This window comes from Pseudoalteromonas sp. Scap06, from assembly GCF_013394165.1.
Lineage (GTDB): Bacteria > Pseudomonadota > Gammaproteobacteria > Enterobacterales > Alteromonadaceae > Pseudoalteromonas.
This window is the reverse complement of record NZ_CP041330.1, coordinates 2940739-2958595: the sequence shown is the minus strand read 5'-3', so window position 1 is coordinate 2958595 and position 17857 is coordinate 2940739. Positions and strand designations below refer to the sequence as shown.

15 protein-coding genes and 1 tRNA gene are annotated in these 17857 nt (G+C 39.8%); 12 read left to right on the top strand and 4 right to left on the bottom strand.

The window, feature by feature from the left end:
- Nucleotides 1–128 precede the first annotated feature (128 nt).
- Complete coding sequence (locus FLM47_RS13660; RefSeq protein WP_138606583.1) at nt 129–1916, top strand: bifunctional diguanylate cyclase/phosphodiesterase; 1788 nt, start codon at nt 129–131, stop codon at nt 1914–1916.
- A gap of 50 nt (nt 1917–1966) precedes the next feature.
- Here FLM47_RS13660 and suhB read toward each other — a convergent pair whose 3' ends face one another.
- Entirely contained in the window at nt 1967–2770 is an 804-nt protein-coding gene (gene suhB, locus FLM47_RS13655; RefSeq protein WP_054202669.1) for an inositol-1-monophosphatase, read from the bottom strand.
- Nucleotides 2771–3006: 236 nt separating this feature from the next.
- Between suhB and FLM47_RS13650 the strand changes: the two genes are divergently transcribed.
- Nucleotides 3007–3423: a VOC family protein gene (locus FLM47_RS13650; RefSeq protein WP_178956650.1), complete on the top strand. Its 417-nt coding sequence runs from the start codon at nt 3007–3009 to the stop codon at nt 3421–3423.
- A gap of 46 nt (nt 3424–3469) precedes the next feature.
- Here FLM47_RS13650 and FLM47_RS13645 read toward each other — a convergent pair whose 3' ends face one another.
- A complete protein-coding gene (locus tag FLM47_RS13645; protein WP_178956649.1) occupies nt 3470–4135 on the bottom strand; it encodes a LiaF domain-containing protein in 666 nt (221 codons plus the stop codon).
- A 313-nt stretch (nt 4136–4448) separates the two neighbouring features.
- On the opposite strand from FLM47_RS13645, the gene FLM47_RS13640 reads away from it, so the two are divergent.
- The 4 genes from FLM47_RS13640 to FLM47_RS13625 all read left to right on the top strand — a co-directional run bounded on the left by FLM47_RS13640 (nt 4449) and on the right by FLM47_RS13625 (nt 7732).
- Nucleotides 4449–5018, top strand: coding sequence for a BON domain-containing protein (locus tag FLM47_RS13640; RefSeq protein WP_138606577.1), 570 nt, complete (start codon nt 4449–4451; stop codon nt 5016–5018).
- A gap of 65 nt (nt 5019–5083) precedes the next feature.
- Nucleotides 5084–5242 (top strand): YqaE/Pmp3 family membrane protein, encoded by a 159-nt coding sequence (locus tag FLM47_RS13635; RefSeq protein ID WP_008466367.1) that lies wholly within the window; start codon nt 5084–5086, stop codon nt 5240–5242.
- Nucleotides 5243–5519: 277 nt separating this feature from the next.
- A tRNA-Ile gene (locus FLM47_RS13630) sits at nt 5520–5596 on the top strand.
- 258 nt (nt 5597–5854) lie between these two features.
- Entirely contained in the window at nt 5855–7732 is a 1878-nt protein-coding gene (locus FLM47_RS13625) for a methyl-accepting chemotaxis protein (RefSeq protein ID WP_178956648.1), read from the top strand.
- A gap of 84 nt (nt 7733–7816) precedes the next feature.
- Here FLM47_RS13625 and FLM47_RS13620 read toward each other — a convergent pair whose 3' ends face one another.
- Complete coding sequence (locus FLM47_RS13620; RefSeq protein ID WP_008114843.1) at nt 7817–8146, bottom strand: 5-carboxymethyl-2-hydroxymuconate Delta-isomerase; 330 nt, start codon at nt 8144–8146, stop codon at nt 7817–7819.
- A gap of 104 nt (nt 8147–8250) precedes the next feature.
- Nucleotides 8251–10368, bottom strand: coding sequence for a winged helix-turn-helix domain-containing protein (locus FLM47_RS13615; RefSeq protein ID WP_178956647.1), 2118 nt, complete (start codon nt 10366–10368; stop codon nt 8251–8253).
- Between the two features lie 322 nt (nt 10369–10690).
- Between FLM47_RS13615 and FLM47_RS13610 the strand changes: the two genes are divergently transcribed.
- The 6 genes from FLM47_RS13610 to FLM47_RS13585 all read left to right on the top strand — a co-directional run bounded on the left by FLM47_RS13610 (nt 10691) and on the right by FLM47_RS13585 (nt 17815).
- Nucleotides 10691–13711, top strand: coding sequence for a TonB-dependent receptor domain-containing protein (locus FLM47_RS13610; protein WP_178956646.1), 3021 nt, complete (start codon nt 10691–10693; stop codon nt 13709–13711).
- A 136-nt stretch (nt 13712–13847) separates the two neighbouring features.
- A complete protein-coding gene (locus FLM47_RS13605) occupies nt 13848–14318 on the top strand; it encodes a CreA family protein (RefSeq protein WP_178956645.1) in 471 nt (156 codons plus the stop codon).
- Nucleotides 14319–14321: 3 nt separating this feature from the next.
- On the top strand, nt 14322–15104 hold the full coding sequence (locus FLM47_RS13600; protein WP_055012408.1) for a hypothetical protein: 783 nt from the start codon (nt 14322–14324) through the stop codon (nt 15102–15104).
- A 2-nt stretch (nt 15105–15106) separates the two neighbouring features.
- A complete protein-coding gene (locus tag FLM47_RS13595) occupies nt 15107–15733 on the top strand; it encodes a LysE family translocator (protein WP_178956644.1) in 627 nt (208 codons plus the stop codon).
- A gap of 18 nt (nt 15734–15751) precedes the next feature.
- Entirely contained in the window at nt 15752–16246 is a 495-nt protein-coding gene (locus FLM47_RS13590) for a gamma-glutamylcyclotransferase family protein (RefSeq protein ID WP_075169889.1), read from the top strand.
- Nucleotides 16247–16273: 27 nt separating this feature from the next.
- Entirely contained in the window at nt 16274–17815 is a 1542-nt protein-coding gene (locus FLM47_RS13585; RefSeq protein WP_178956643.1) for a serine hydrolase, read from the top strand.
- Nucleotides 17816–17857 lie beyond the last annotated feature (42 nt).

Below are 17857 nucleotides of genomic sequence, written 5' to 3'. Positions count from 1 at the left end.
GATTAAATTATTCTTAAAACAAAACCGCTCCTAGTGAGCGGTTTTTTATTGCCTCCTATATAAGTCACATAATAGTCATACTCAGTTGGTATTTTATTGCTCTTATTAAATTTTTATTTGAGCTAGTAGTGACTGAGCAACGACAAGTCTTAGAATCAATTTTACAACAAGGAGCAATAACAACCTTGTTCCAACCTATCTTCGATATAGCTAAGCAATCTATTATTGGGTATGAAGCGCTTAGCCGTGGCCCTAAAAATGGTCCATTAGCCATGCCAAATAAGCTATTCGAAGCGGCTCATAAATACCAATTGATTTCAGAGCTTGAGCTTTTATGCCGTTCTCGCGCCATTGAAAATTTTGTAAAACTCAGTCTGCAAGGGAAGTTATTTTTAAATGTCAGCCCAAAAATTCTACTCGATCCGAGCCACCCTAAAGGCGAAACCTTACATTTAATTGAACAGTTTGGTCTTGCTGCCAATCGAGTGGTGATTGAAGTAACTGAACAAGAAAAAGTAGATGATGGCTTTTTACTGTTAAAAACCATCGCTCATTATCGAGAGCTAGGCTTTACTATTGCTATTGACGATCTCGGTGCAGGTTATTCAGGACTAAAGCAATGGTCGCAGTTATGCCCAGATATTGTAAAAATTGATCGTTACTTTATTGATCATTGCGATCAAAGCGAAGTTAAAAAAGAATTTCTAAAATCAATTATGGTGTTAGCACGGGCAACAAATACAGCGGTGATTGCAGAGGGAATCGAACGTTCCGAAGAGCTAGATTTAGTTAAAAGTATAGGCATAAGTCATGTTCAGGGGTTCTTGTTAGAAAGACCGAGTCAACAGCCAAGTTATGACTACAACTGTAAACAGTTACAATCGCTCACTTCGACCCAAGCCGCCTCAAAGTTTGAACAATCAATGGCAATAGGTGTGCTTGCTGTTGCTCAGCCTGCTATTAGCAGTCATACGCGTTGTAAAGAAGCTCATGCACTTTTTGAGCAAGACAAAAGCATAATCAGCTTACCGGTATTAAATAGCAGTCAGCAGCCAATAGGGCTGTTACACAAAGATCAGCTAACAGAAGTGTTTGCCGCGCCTTATGGGCATGCACTTTATGATAAATGTGAAGTCACTGAGTTAATGGATAAACAACCTTTGGTGGTTGATGAAAATCAAATGCTTGATATTGTCTCCCAGCAAATAACAGAGCAAGACTTTGATATTCGTCGCCATATTGTTATCACCTGCAACAATAAATATTTAGGCTTGGCACCGCTCAGAGACATACTAAAGCACATTACAGCAGAAAAAATCCGCCACGCTCAACATGCTAACCCTTTGACCATGTTACCGGGTAATGTAGCAATTAGTGAGGTAATAGAGCAGCGTCTGCAACATAAACAGCCATTTTCACTAGCCTACATCGATTTAAATCACTTTAAACAATTTAACGATTTGTATGGCTATGCCAGTGGGGATAGCGTAATAAAACTTCTGGCCGATGTGACTGTAAAAGCGTGTGCGCACAGCGCTAATTTTGTCGGGCATATTGGCGGCGATGACTTTATGGTGGTGTTTGAAAAAAAAGATGCGGTGGAGATTTGTAATACTATTATCTCGCAATTTGAACTACAGTCACGCGTGTTTTTTACGCCAGAGCATATTGCTGGAAAAGGGTATTGGGCAACTAATCGAGAGGGCGAAAAGCAGTTTGTACCTTTACTTACATTATCGATAGGTTTAGTTGAGCCTGATCTGCAGCAGTGTAAAAATAGTCATCAAGTAGCGGCATTAGCGACAGATGCTAAAAAAGAAGCAAAACGTTATCGTCACAGCTACTTATTTATATGTAATCGAAGAAGGCCTGCTCCCGCTATTGTACGTTTATCCAATAGTAAAAAAAGTGGCTAACAAAAAGCAAAAAAGGAGCCTAGGCTCCTTTTTTTAGTACGTAATTACGATTAACGTAATAACGACTCAGATAATACTGGGCGCATTTCGCGAACAATCGCCTGTGTTAGCTTAGGTGCACCACAGATTACGTTACCGCTCACGTTGTAGTTATTACCGCCAGCAAAATCAACAATCATGCCGCCAGCTTCTTTAACTAATAGCTCGCCTGCTGCTGTATCCCAAGGTTTTAAACCAATTTCAAAGAAGCCATCAACACGACCTGCTGCAACATACGCCATATCTAGCGAAGCAGAGCCTGCACGACGAATATCAGCCGTGTGAACAAATAACGCTTTAAACGCTTCAGAGTATGCATCTAAGTGATGCTTTTGTTTGAAAGGAAAGCCTGTAGCAAGAACAGAACCAGCAAGTTCAACAGTTTTAGATACACGTAAACGTTTGCTGTTTAACTGTGCGCCTTGACCGCGAGAAGCAGTGAAAAGCTCGCCACGAATTGGATCGTAAATTACGGCTTGGTCTAAACGACCTTTAACTTTAAGTGCAATAGATACTGCGAAATGAGGGATACCCTTGATGAAGTTAGTTGTGCCATCAAGTGGGTCAACAATCCATTGGTAATCAGCATCCTTACCTTTGTGTTCGCCTAACTCTTCACCAACTATGCAGTGATCAGGGTAAGAACGTAAAATAGTGTCACGAATTACGGCTTCGGCTTCTTTATCAATGTTAGTAACTAAATCATTGGTGCCTTTTTGTTGCACTTCAACTTTTGATAAGTCTTCACTTGCACGAAGAATAAGTTTGCCTGCGTTACGCGCAGCGCGAACCGCAATGTTTAACATTGGATGCATGGTATTACCTTTGGGTTGTAAAAGAACGTTTATATATTTAAGCCGGCGTATTTTAGCGGTTTTTGCCATAAAGTAAACCATAAAGCCTAAATACTTATGAGTGTTTTTTGTACAGCTATGATCTTTCGATATATTTATTGAAATAAAAACAAGCAATAAATTTGTAAATTAGCGCTTTACCTAAAGTGAGCTTGAGGTTTTATGATGTTCTATATTCAATTAACAGGAAGAAAATTATGAAATTAGAACACGTAAATTTAGTTGTCAGTGATATAAACGCCATGCTTAAGTTTTACCAAGCAGCGTTTCCCTATTGGTCAATTAGAAGTGAGGGAGAAGGAACCTGGTATGGTAAAGCAAGGCGCTGGGTACATTTTGGTGATAACGATCAATATATTGCTATAAGTGATCACGGTGAAGGGAAAAACCGTGACTTATCAGGGCATCAAATTGGTTTGGCACACTTTGCTTATATAACCAATAACTTAAATGCAGTAATAGCGCGCCTAAAGCATGCGGGCTTTGAAATAAGTAAGCAAGGCGCTGTAAATCCATTTAGAAAGAACATTTATTATATTGATCCCGCAGGGTTTGAGGTTGAGTTTGTAGAGTACATGAGTGATGTACCTAGTGAGCGAAATAACGACTTATAATATGAATGAAGCCAACAATTTTGGCTTCATTAAATGTTTAGCATATTTAATAATGTTTACCATTCATGCCAAGTTGAGTTTTCAGATCATTTGCAAAGCTAATAAATTTTTCTTTAATAGTGCGTTTAACTTTAACTTCCACAGAGCCTAAAACAGTTTTTCCTTCAATTTGAATCGTTGGCCCTTGGCGTTTATTGAGTGAAACTGTTTTATTTTCAAAACTGCCTAAAATACAAAACATTTTAGAAACTACATTAACGTGCTCAGGTACATATATTTCTTCGCTGCCGAGGTAACAATTAACGTGAATAGTGACATGTTGGTGGGTAAAAATAGCATCCGTAAAATCAAGATTGATTGACCCCATGTAGTTTTCTATATAAATTTTTTGAGGAACGACCCATTGGCCGCTTCGTTCACTTGAGCCAAGAATGCTTCTTAATGTGAGTGGCTCTTCACTCCCCTTATGCTGCGCACCATAGTTAGGTGAAAACTGCGAGTGCTTTTGCGCCTTATATTGCTGATCAGTATTTAAGGTTAAATCTTCAACAAGGGCCATAAGCGCGTTATTGTTACTCGCTGCCATTGCATCGTCTAAGCGCCTTTCAAATGCTTCTACAGAAATGACACCATGGCTGTAATTATAAATGAGTTGATCAATTACTTGCTCACGAACTTGCTCGATAGGGCGGTCTTCAATTTTAACAGACATTTAAATTATCCTTTTAAGGTTGCTGGCTATTTCAGAGCAAGCCTTATACCAAATATTAATTTATTTAAAATCAGTGCTTTATGTTTTTTGTTTCTTCGTTTTTTATTATATTAACGACAGATTAACCAAATATACAATTATTTAGTAAGTTTCGCTATTCGAGAAAGTTTTACGCAATGGTCTGTAAATGTTTACTTTGTAGGTTTAAGTCAGCATTGGCTTGTTTTGACTAAGTCATTGAAATTAATGCGTAAAAAACATTGGCCCGATGTTCGCATTAGTTAAAGTGTCTTTAATCAAATGGAGAACGATTATGAAAACATTTAATAAGTCTATGATTGCAGCCCTAGTATTAGGAACAACCGCAATGGGCGCTCAAGCAAGCAGTTGGGAAAACGAAAGCAAAGATGCTTGGATTGATGGAAAGGCAGAAACAGTACTGCTGATGAACACCAATCTAAACAACTTTGATATCAACACGGACGTAAAAAACGGCAAGGTAATGCTAACAGGTAAAGTAAACAGCGACGTAGATAAAGAGCTTGCTGAAGAACTCGTGCTAAGCCTAGATGGTGTAACTGACGTTGAAAACAGTCTAACTGTGGTAAAAAACACCGACATGAAGAAGCATGATTCTAAAATGATGGGTAACGACACGGAAAGTGATTTGACCGATGCCAAAATCACAACAGTTATCACAACGCGTTACTTATTTGATTCTGAAGTAGGTGGTACAGACATTGATGTTGATACCGATAATGGTGTAGTAACTCTTAAAGGTTCAGTTGAGTCTGATGCTGAAAAGCAATTAGCGATGGAAATTGCTAAAAACGCAGAAGATGTTCGCGAAGTAGTTGATGAATTAACTGTTATTGCAGAATAATACACTATACTAAAAGCCCAGCCCTGCTGGGCTTTTTGCTTTGCTAACATTATAAGGATTAAATTATGGATATCATCAGAATTATTTTTTCTATTTTATTACCACCACTGGGTGTATTTTTACAGGTGGGGTTAGGGATGCACTTTTGGTTAAATATTTTGCTAACCTTGCTCGGCTATTTCCCAGGACTAATTCATGCGATTTATATTATCGCCAAAAAATAACGCCATATCGCAGTAATACATTTAATACTGAGTTGCTAATTGCCATCGTAAGGTATGTGTATTAGTTACTCAGACTACTATTATTTAATGAGTTCGTTTCCTCGAAGTCACCATCAATAAATCTAAAAGCCTACTATTTGAGCAGTTAGCCCCTTGATTGTTAAAATAAAGCTTTTTGCTAGTGACAAGCCCCTAAAAACTTTTTATACTGCAACCCGCTTTAGTCGCTCTGTGGCTAAACGCTTCAAAAATTAACTGTTTACAGTTATACAAAAATGGCCCCTTAGCTCAGTTGGTTAGAGCACACGACTCATAATCGTTAGGTCCCCAGTTCGAGTCTGGGAGGGGCCACCACTTTTCAAAGCCTTTCAAGTAAATAGAAACTCATTTTCCTAGTTTATAAATTCATTTTTGTTATTTCTATCGTATTTTTACCAGTGCACTGATTTTTGTATTAATTCTATTGAATACATTGCAATAAACACAGTTGAATCTACTATTAAAGTGTTATGGGGTTTTATTATAAAAATTTTTACTTAATAACCTTTAATATCGCTACTGTTAATTGTGTGCAGTATATAAAATTTCGCTTAGTTACTTCTTAGGTGCTCTATGTTATTGAAACGAAAAGTATACCTCAGTCTTATTCTGGCTGTTGTTGCTCCTTTAGCAATATCTACTCTAATATTTTCCAATAGTATTCGCTCAAATACAGAAGAAAAGCTAGCTAAAGTAGATCTACCTACAGCGCTTAGTGAAGTGAAAAGCCAAATTGAATTGGAGCTTTCGACACCCATTATTGTAGGCAAGGAAATAGCGCAAAACTTATTTGTTCAACAATGGATGAATAATAATGAAGATGCGCAAAGCCGTGGAAAATTTATTGATTACCTCAAACATATAAAAAATAAAAACCAAGCCAGTAACGCATTTATTATTTCTAAAAACTCCCGCAACTATTACACCGATGAGGGTATTTCCAGACAAATAGACAGCAGTGATACTTGGTTTGATTTTTTTTTAGCATCGGATAGGCCATTTGAAGTTGCGCTCGACATAGATAAAGGCAGCTCTGAGGTAATGGTATTTATTAATTATGCCATTGAGTTTGATGGGCAACGACAAGGAATTGCCGGAATAGGCCGTTCGCTCGATTCTATGGTGGATCTCATAAGCGAATATAGAATAGGTGAGGGCGGTATAGTTTATTTGGCCTCTGGTAGTGGCGAGATTATGCTGCATGGTGATAAAACTAAAATAGGTCAATCAGTTGACTTGGCGCCGATTAAAAATGGGGCAATTCAAAGTAAAGTAATTGATGGTGATGACTATGTTGTTTCAAGTACGCCAGTAAACTCATTAGGCTGGCACTTAGTCGCTGAAATTCCCCAAGAGCAATTATATGGCCCAATTAATAGCGCTATTAGTACTAATATCATTTTTGGTGTAATTATTGCGCTTGTAGGTTTAGCGTTAGCACGCGTGTTGGTAGGGCAAATATTTAGGCCAATCGAAAGCATTACTGCAGCAGTGAATGCGTTAACAGAAAAAGATGGCGATTTAACGGCGCGACTTCCTACTGACGATAATAATGAAATTTCCGATTTAGCGATTAAGTTTAATCTGTTTTTAGAGCAGTTACATTATATGTTTAAACAGGTTTCTGAGTCGGCAATTCATGTTAAAGGTATTTCCCAAGATGTACTTGAGCAAGTACAAGGAGCGGCTAATTTAGCTGAGGTACAGTCATCGAGTACACAAACGGTGGCGGCAGCGGTTAATGAGATGGAAGTTACGGTTCAAGATATTTCTGGCAGTGCCAGCAATGCGGCAGATATTGCTACTAAAACCGAAGAGACTACACATAAAGGCGTTGATTTTGTGCAAAGCACAATTAAACAAATGGAGCAGCTGGAAGCATCGATGGCCAATTCTGTGGCCTCAGTGTTAGAGCTCTCGACAGAGATTAAATCAATTTCTCATGTATTGGATGTTATTAAAGGGATTTCTGAGCAAACTAACTTATTGGCGTTAAATGCGGCAATTGAAGCGGCGAGAGCTGGCGAGCAAGGGCGTGGCTTTGCAGTAGTTGCTGATGAAGTGAGAACGCTTGCACAGCGTACTGCGGAGTCTACAGAGCAAATTAATGAGATGATTGCTTCGTTAAATGCTAAAGCTTCAAGCACGGTAACTGCGATTGAATTGGGTAGCAAAAACACCTTAGAAAATGCCGAGCGATTAAAAGAAACAGGCCATACATTAAATGGTATTTCACAGGAAATTGTACTGTTAAGCGAGTTAAATAACTCAGTGGCTACCGCAACGAGAGAGCAAACGTTAGCAACCTCAGAAATTAGCCAAAATATTGTGATGATTTCCGACTCGGCAGAGCAAACCAAAGAAAATATGAAAAAGTCAGAGCAGCTTTGTAGTGGCTTAAATAAAGAGTCGAATATTTTAAGGGATTTACTAGGTAAGTTTACGCTTTAACCGCGGTTTTATAAAAATTAGCAGAGCGGGGATACCATCATAGTTATAGAGCACTTGCCTATAACTATGATGTTTTAACAGCGGTTAATTTTTACGATAAATCTCGTGATTCATTTCGTAAATATTAACGCTTAAGCTATCAGAAGCTCTACAATATGTTTGTAGGCACGCTAGTAACTGCTCACTTAGTTTTTGTTTTTGCTCAATAGAGCGCCCAGCCATAATATGTACTGCAATATGAATAAACCCCTCTTTACCCACACCTAATTGGTAATGTTGATACGCAATAGCACGAGTTTTTATTGTTTCTAAATCAAATAAGCCACTTTCAAATGTTGTTGTGTGGATTTTTTCCACTAGAACCTGAGGCAATAAAGGCAGATCTTCTGAGTGTTCAATAATAATGTGTGGCATTTAGCGTATCCTCTTAAGATTGGTTTGTTTAATTATACCAAACGGGTTTGTACGCGCTAACCCTAGGAAGCTTAATTTTTTAAATTTGGTTTAAGCTGTTACCCTTATGGCAAATATTGATGGTTGATACGTTTTATATCAATTTGTGGTGACTTATACGAAGAGTACACCAGCCAGTTTGCACTCGTAATATAAGTTAAGCCAGAAGTACGGCTAAATGCGCGCTCAGGAAGCTTTATTACATCATGGTGATCTTTTTTTGAGAGGTCGTAATAACTTAATCGGTAATCACCTTGTTTTACATTAAAATAGTAAATACGTGATGTCGCTAAGGTATCGCCTTCAAAAAAATACCACGAATTATGATTTGATAAATTAATATCGCTAACCAGTAGTTGCTCAGTTTGGCTTTTAGGGCCTTTGATCCATAGTTGATTGGTTGCTTGGTTGGCAAAAATTAAAGCGCCTTGCTTGTTTTCATAAGCGTATAGCGTGGGAGCCTCTACAGCTTGTATAAGCTTATTAGTGCTTAAGTCTAAGCGATACACGTGCTGATCATCAGAAACTAATACGCTTTTACTATCTGCAGCCCAGCTCGGTTTACCATGATCGCTAAAGCCCGTAGGTAATAATCGACTGGTTTGTTTATTAAAGTCATACAGGTATAACGCATGACCACTAGGATGCGAGGCAACAAAAACAATATAATCACCATCTGGCGACCATACCGGGTTGTAAATATTGGCATTGAGATTAGTGAGCTGCTTTCGAGACGTACCGTCTTTTTTTGCGGTCCACAATTCCATTGAGCCCGACTCATTAGAGACAAACGCGAGTTTGTTTCTGGTTTTATTGTAATTAGGAAAGCGGGTACTAAAATGGCTCGATAATACTGGGAAAGGAGAGCTTGCAACCGCATTATTAACCTCTAAACGCATTAAAGCCGAGTCTATATTCCACTGATGAAAATACAAACTGCCATCACTGGCAAATTCTGGGTAGCTTAAGCCATCTATGCGGGCATTAATCATTTGTTGTGTTTTAAGGTTGTAAAAGTACCCTTGGCGTTTACCTTTTTTCACACCAGAAAAAACGAGTTGCGCTTTAGAGGGGTGCCAATCAACGCCTCTCATATCAATGAACCCAGTGGTTAGTTGCTTTGCATTACCTGTTTTTATGTCTATTAAAAATAGTTCTTCAAGCCCCGTTGGTAAGTTACGCGATACTACAAGTTGAGTTGCATCTGGGGAGAATACAACCGACTCATCGGTATATTGGCATGCTGAAATACAAGGTATCTGAGTAACTGTGTATGGCGATGAGGTTAAATCAACAAGGTTAAGTTGAGTCAGAGTATTTGTTTGATCTTCACTAATATAAACCAGTTGTGTGCCCGGGGCATTTATGTCTATATCGGTACTCGCTTTGTTACCACACTTCCCTAAAATCGTGGTATTTCCTGAGGCAATATTTTGCTGAATAACCTCGCAGCCTTGACCAGAGATGCGGCGATAATAATAAATAAAAGTTAAGTCGGGGCTAAATACCGCTCGACCTTCAATGAATGGGGTGTCGGTAAGAGCGATGGCTGCTTGTTCGGGTAAATGTAAATCACGCAAGTATAAATTAGCTTTATGACCAGGGCGGCGCCAAGAATATGCTAAAAAATGACTGTCGCTGGATATAGCGGGGAACAACTCTCGTCCTGGGCTGGTGGTAATGGTTTCAACATGATCGTATAACCGCTCTGCTTGTTGCGATAGCGCAAGTGGCTTATTTTCATCGCTAAAAGCGCTATAACCCCAGACACCAGCGAATAACAAGACCACGATAGCCATGACTACAGCGAAAATATATTTAGGGCGAGTAGAGGATGTATTAATACTGTTCTGCGCGTTTGGCATTATCGGTTTTTGCACTAAGCGATAACCTGTTTTACGCAGTGTTTCTATGTAGGTGTTGTCGGGGTCAAGCTCTTTAAAGCTTTTACGAAGGTGCCATATGGCATTAGTGAGCGCTTTCTCACCCACATATTGATTACCATCCCATACGTTTTCGATTAGTTGTTCGCGACTCACCGCATTTGGATAACACGCTACTAAGTAGGTCAGCAGCTCTATAAATTTAGGTTGTAAAATACAGGCTTTATCAGCACAAAACAGCTTATTTTCAAACGCCGATATTTGGCAATTTCCAATTGAAAAAGGCTGTTGAGTATTCATAGTATGTGTATTTAAACCTCTTCCTAGTATGAGTTATTAGCGATGTTTGTACGTGTTGTTTAATGCAAAGTAACACGATAATTAGTTAATATTCAATTTTACAACATTCTAACACAATAAATATAAGTCCATGATTATAAATAAATAGATATTAAATAGATGTAAAATAGGGATATAAACGAGACACCTCTCATTGTGCTTTTATTCACGATTACTTACAACCTGTTATTAGTAAAACAAACCAATTAGTACAAAACAGATTTAATAACTAAAAAGTTAATAAAAAAGCTACTAATGGGATAATAAAAAATGAGGGAAGTCTGTGAGTAAAATATCAACCAAAAAATGCGCTTTAGCACTGGCTATAACAGCGAGTTTATCTGGACATGCAATAGCAAATGACGAGGCTATTGCTCGTCAATCAACCGCTAAAGCAAGCGAAGAAGTGGTACAAGAAGTACCAGAGAAAATAACAGTAACAGGCTCGCGTTTAAAGCGTGATAGCTTTTCAGTTACGACTCCGCTGGTTACCATGGACAGAGCATCAATTCAGGATACAGGCTTAGGCAATCTTTCAGATGTATTAATCGATAATATGCCTGCACTGAGCCAAAGTATTGGTAACACAACCAGCCAATCAAGCATTTCGGGTACTGGTTTATCAACAGTCCAGCTTCGTGATTTAGGCGCTAATAGAACGCTGACATTGATTGATGGCCGCCGTGTTGTCTCTAATAGTTACGGTGGTAATTATGTCAGTTTAAATACTATTCCTAGTGGCATGGTAGAGCGCGTTGAAATTATCAGTGGTGGTGCATCGGCCACTTATGGTGCTGATGCGGTTGCTGGTGTAGTTAATATTATTACCCAGTCAAAAAAAGAAGGTTTTGAATTTCAAGCCCGAGGCGGTGAAACAACAGATGGTGGCGGTCGCGAGTTTACGCTTGATTTAAACTACGGAACGTCATTTGCTGATGATCGCGGTTATGTATTTGTTAGCTCAAACTGGGATCGTGATTTTGGTATGACCTTTTACGATCGCGACCGAGCGCAAATAGAAGCGGCGCATAGTTACGATGATGAGCTGATGTGTAATCAAATGTACACTGCTGATGGCTATCAGTGTATGAGCGGTATTACACAAGCTGATTGGGCAAGCAAAAGCGATGGTACCTTAGGTGGTGTATTTTTAGAGAATAATAATAACGACACTCAGTTTTGGTACGACGGTCAAACGCTACGTGATGATTGGAAAGGCAATGAAGAAATTTATGGTATTAATTCACAGCAATACGTCATGCTTGATGTGCCGAGTGATAACTTTTCGACTGCAATAAAAGTCGATTATGATGTAACAGACGACATCATGAGTTATTTCCAAATTCAATACAGTAAGAGTGGCTCGTTCAACGATAAGTCACCAGAAGATGAATACGAAGGGGCTTACGTACCTCGCTACGACCCAGTGACAGGGGATCCTATCGATGATATTGCGCCAGGTTATATTCCTATTGATAACCCATATGTGCCACAAGAAATTATTGACAGTAACCCATACAAAGACCGTATTTATTGGGATCGCCGTTTTGGTGAAGTAGGTAATATCAGCACTGATAACGACCGTACGACTATTCGTACCTGGGCTGGCCTGCAAGGTATGATGTTTGATGATACATGGGATTGGGATATTTCTGCCGGATATGGTCAATTTAAACAGCATCAAATCCGCAGTAACGAGTTAAACACGGTACGTGTTAACCAAGCCCTGCAAGCTGAAAAGCTAGCCGATGGCACTATTCAATGTAAAGACGCCGAAGCGCGAGCGCAAGGATGTGTCCCACTTAATTTATTTGGTGAAGGGTCTATTACCCCTGAAATGGCTGACTGGATCCGTACAAATCCAATTATTGATACGAAGATTCAACAGTATACGGTAATGGGTTATATCACCGGTGATTTATATGAATTACCAGCAGGCAATGTGTCTGCAGTATTTGGCGCAGAGTATCGTAAAGACTCGCAAAGCCTAGATACCAGTGATGATATGAAAGCGGGCGGTATTACGTTTAACGTTGTGCCTTCTTTTTATGGTGAAGTAGAAGTGTATGAGGCGTTTGCAGAGCTTGCAGTGCCACTGCTTAAAGATGCGCCATTTGCTAAAAGCTTATCGGCAGAAACATCGTTGCGTTTAGCAAATTACAGTATTGATAATATCAGCACCGTAGCCAGTTATAAGTTAGGATTATTGTGGCAGCCAATTGATGGATACATGCTACGTGCTAACTATGCGCGTGCACAGCGTGCCCCAACTATTACAGAGCTATTGTCACCTCCTCGTGGCGATTTTGATTCATTTGATGATATTTGTGATGGCTTAACGGCAGCATCAACAAACCCAGGGCACGATAACTGCCGTTTAGAGCCAACCTTGGCACAAAAGCTGGCTGATGATCCTGACTTTGAATTTGAAAGTGAAGACAATAACTATTCACCAAATACGGGTAATCCAAACTTAAAAGAAGAAACAGCCGATACCTATACCTTTGGTATTACTGTTTCACCTGAGTTTTTAGATGGCTTTAACTTAGCGGTTGATTACTACGACATTGCCATTGTTGATGCAATTGATGAAATAAGTAACGAAAACATCATGCGTGAATGTTATGACTCAGAAGCGTCATGGGGTAGTGATAACGAATACTGTAACGATATTACCCGTAACGACGAAGGTAACATTGTAAAAATACTACAGCGTGAATATAACTTAGATGAGTTAACAGCGCGCGGTTACGATGTAGTTGCAACTTACAAATATGACATAGGCAGCTATGGTAACCTGTCATTTAAGCTTGATTACAATCACATTATTGAAAACTCACAAACCTATGAAGGGTTAGATGGTAACAGTGTTACTTCACAGTATGCAGGTTATGGCCGTTCAAAAGATAAAGCCGCTATGTCGATTGTATGGAAAATGGATGACTTACGTATCCGCTGGCGTACGAATTACGTAGGCGCATTTAAAGCAAGCCAAGAAGATGAGAAAGACTACCTTGAGTATGTTGCTGCAAATGATGAGCGCTGTGCTGAGGGCGATGCCGGTTGTATTGCTAACCCTGAGCCACTGGCATACCAAAACTACGGCTCATTTTTAAAGCATAGTTTATCAGCGTCTTACACTATGGCATTGACTGATAAGAGTGACTTACGTGTATTTGGCGGGATTAATAATGTATTTGACGACAAAGGGGCATTTTACCCAAGTGGTCGAGGGAACTTCTATAGCCGTTACGGCGGCGGTGCAGGCCGCTATGTTTATCTAGGTGCACAATATAGCTTTTAATAATTTTTAGCTGTATTTGTTTGCAAAGGCACTCCTTCGGGCGTGCCTTTTTTATTGCTTATAAAATTTGTTTTATCGCAGTGAAAGTGTTTAGTATAAGACATAACTTAATTTTAATATGAACGAAGGACTTGCTATGAAGTATCTCAAAATGGGTAGTCTAATTGCGTGTTTAGCAGGGCTTACAGGGTGTTCTGATGATGTTGCTTCAGTGAGTTTAGGGCTGTTTACCACTAAAGATGTGGTGGTTAACTCACAGCAAGACCCAATTGTTACAGGGGTTACTTGTCATATTAGTCACATTGAGGCTAATTTAGACTTTTCAGACCCATCAGATATGTCGATTGCTTGTCGCCAAACAGGGCCAATTACCGCAGACCAATTACAGTCTATTGACCGTAGTAAGTCGGGTGAAGTCGTGTTTAAATCATCTAAGAGTATTTTGTTTAAGTCGTTAAAAGTTCGTCGCATTTATGATGCTAAAACCCATACGTTATTGTATTTATCGTACTCAACGAAAGAATCTACGGGCAGTCATCATCACGCGCTTTCTACGGTGCCTTTATACAATACACAAGCATGGCAATGGGCGAAGGGGCAAGAATAGTTTATGTTAACCCTATTTAAATCAAAGCCCTTATTGGCAGAACAAGAACAACAGTGGCTAGTTGATACCTTTATTTGGGCAGCAGAAAACTTTGACCTGAATTTTTTTACTAAGCACAGCCAAATTATTTTGCCAACGGTCGAGTTTTTTCCTGATTCTGTTTCAAGCATTGAAGAAATGGCCAGTAAAGTGTTTGCGCGTGTTAAACACTATGCTGGTATGGATGAGTGGCCTATAACACTTGTTGCACCGCAACAATTACAACCTCAGGTGTTTCCACATTTTGAATTTAGTGAGCATCTACGTGGTGAGCACTGCCATTTAATGGTGCCACCAAGCCATACAATTAATGTGTCGTTTAACCCCAACCAAATTAATCAGCCACAAGATTTAGTAGCTAGCTTTGCAGGTACTCTTGCTACTATTTTAATTCATCATGTAGGCGTATTACCTCCAGGTGGTAAAGAGTTCTTACCTCAAGCAACGGATGCTTTAGCGTGCTTTTTAGGTTTTGGGGTGATGATGAGCAATACCGTGTACCAGTTTAAGGGGGGTTGTGGCTCATGTTACAACCCATATGCCAATCGCGAAGCCACGCTCAGTGAAACCCATACTGTATTTATGCATGCTTTAGTAAGCTACTTTAAGCAAGATAAACACTCTAAAAAACATTTAAAACCGCATTTAAGAGGCCAATTTAAAAAAGCGCAAAAAGAAATAAAAGCGTTGGTTAATCAGTCGGCTAACCCATTGTTGTTGGCTTTTTCGCCAGAGCAAGCCAGTTAATTATGATCTATATTGATGAGTTTTTATTAATTGCCATTGCTCACTTTTTTGCAGTGGCCAGCCCCGGACCAGATTTTGCTGTGGTACTTAAGCAAAGCGTACAGTACGGCAGGCATAATGCGCTGTGGACCAGTGCAGGTGTAGGCGCAGCTATTTTATTACACATAGCTTATTGTGTGTTGGGAGTCGCGTTGGTGTTAACTCAATCGCCTTCGCTGTTTATGGCACTTAAATATATAGCTGGTGCTTATTTAGCGTATTTAGGTGTGCAGGCGCTACGCGCTGCTAAACCTTCAAACACCTCATCAGAACAGACTGCAAAACCCAGCCTTGCACCTGAGTCATCATGGCGTGCGTTTCGGCGTGGTTTTTTTACCAATGCATTAAATCCTAAGGCTACGCTATTTTTTATGTCGTTGTTTACCTTGGTGATTAGCCCAACGACACCGGTAATAGTGCAAGTGGGGTATGGTGTTTATATGGCGCTTGCTACCTGGGCTTGGTTTTCTATTTTGTCGCTATTGTTATCAAAAGCACGGGTGCGAAACTTTTTTCAACAAAGTGGCTATTGGTTCGATCGTGGCATTGGCATTATTTTAATCGCACTGGCTGTGCGAGTTGTTATTTGATAGACCCTAAGGAATAGTATGGCGTTATATAATTTTTCGTTTGGCTCCAATATGTCATCTAATCGTTTATTGGCACGTTTACCTAACGCAAAACGTGTGGGTACGGCGCTTTTAAAAGGCTATAAGTTAACTTTTAATATGGCCTTTGCTGATGGTTCAGGTAAATGCACTATTGTGCCCACCAACGAACCCGATGCAGTTGTATATGGGGTGGTGTATCAGCTTAATGAGGCCGAAAAAGAGATCTTAGATAAAATTGAAGGCCCTAATTACGACTGTGTTGATTTAACCGTGAGCCTTTTAGATGACGATGATATTAATGTGCACTGCTATATAGCAAACACACATGACGACACACTGCTACCTTATGATTGGTACGTGCAGCATGTATACCGAGGCGCACTTGAGGCTGGCGTACCCGAACACTACAGTCAACGCATTTTAGCTTACCCGAGTAAGCAAGATACGAATAAAGCGCGCGCCGAAATAGAATTTGCGGTTCATCAAGATTAAACAAAAATAATAACCTAAGGTAACACTATGAAACTAACAAAATTAGCCACAGCCGCATTATTGGTTGGCTGGGCGTTCACGAGCTCTGCAGCGGTTGATACCGATAAAATTTCAGAGGTGATCAACGCTTCAATGACACGGTTTGATGTACCCGGAATGGCCGTTGCTATTGTTGAAAATGACAAAGTTGTATTCGCTAAAGGCTTTGGTGTTGCCAACCTCAATACAAATAGCAAGGTGAATAAAGACACTTTATTTGGCATTGCTTCAAATACCAAGGCATTTACCAGTGCAGCACTGGCTAAGCTGGTGGATGAAGGCAAATTAAGCTGGGATGATCGCGTAATTGATCACCTACCCGAATTTAGATTGTATGACCCATACGTTACCCGTGAAATGCGAATTCGCGATTTGCTAAGCCACCGCAGTGGGTTAGGGCTTGGTCAAGGCGATTTAATGATTTGGCCAAGTACTGATAAATCGGTAGCCGATATTTTATCGGGGCTGAAATATTTAAAACCTGCCAGCAGTTTTCGTAGCCAATATGCGTACAACAATCTAATGTTTGTTACCGCTGGTGAAGTTGTTGCCCGTATATCGGGGATGAGCTGGAACGACTACATTGAAAAAAATATTTTACAGCCGCTCAATATGAGCAACTCACGGGCTGGCTTTTCGCGTATCGCTAAAAATAACAAAAACTGGGCAATTGGGCACATCCCAATGGACGGTAAATTACATCCTTTTTTTGTTAATTACCTTGAAGATTTTAGAGGGGCAGGCGCCATTGCATCAAGCGTAAATGATATGAGCCAATGGCTTCGTACTCAACTTGCTGGTGGCAAAATGCCTAATGGCGAACAGCTATTTAGTGAAAAGCAGCAAGCACAAATGTGGCACCCACATATTACCTCACTGGCATCTAAAAGTGCCTATGAAGCGTATCATCAGCAGTTTAGAGGTTATGGATTAGGCTGGAGTATAGAGGATTACCACGGCGTTAAGAAGCTGGCACATGGTGGTGGCATTTTAGGTATGGTCTCGCAGGTTACTCTTTTGCCAGAGAAAAATGTGGGAATTGTGATATTAAGCAACCAACAAGCGTTTTCTGCATTATCGGCGGTGACTCATGAAGTACTTGAAGATGTACTAGAGCTTGAAGATAAAGACTGGGTTGAAGATTTAGCTAAAAAGCATTTTGCAGGTAAAGAAAAAGCCTATGCTAACGCGGCTCCATCAGTGCCAGCAGATATCCAGCCGGCATTGCCAACCATTAATTACACCGGTACTTTGCATGATGATTGGTATGGCGATGTAATAGTTGAAGAGTTAGATGGCAAATTACGCATTGATTTTACCCATACAAAGCGCCTCAAAGGTGAATTGGAGCATTACACAGGTAATACCTTTATTGTTAAGTGGGACGAAAAGTTATTAGAGGCAGATGCCTTTATTCGTTTTTCTGTGAGTGCAGATAATCGCGTAGAATCAGCGAAAATGAAGGCGGTTTCAACGCAGGTCACCGATTTTAGCTTTGATTTTAGAAATCTCGACTTAAAAGCTAAATAGCCACTATTTTGGTTAAATAGTCGTTTAGTATCAACCAAAGTC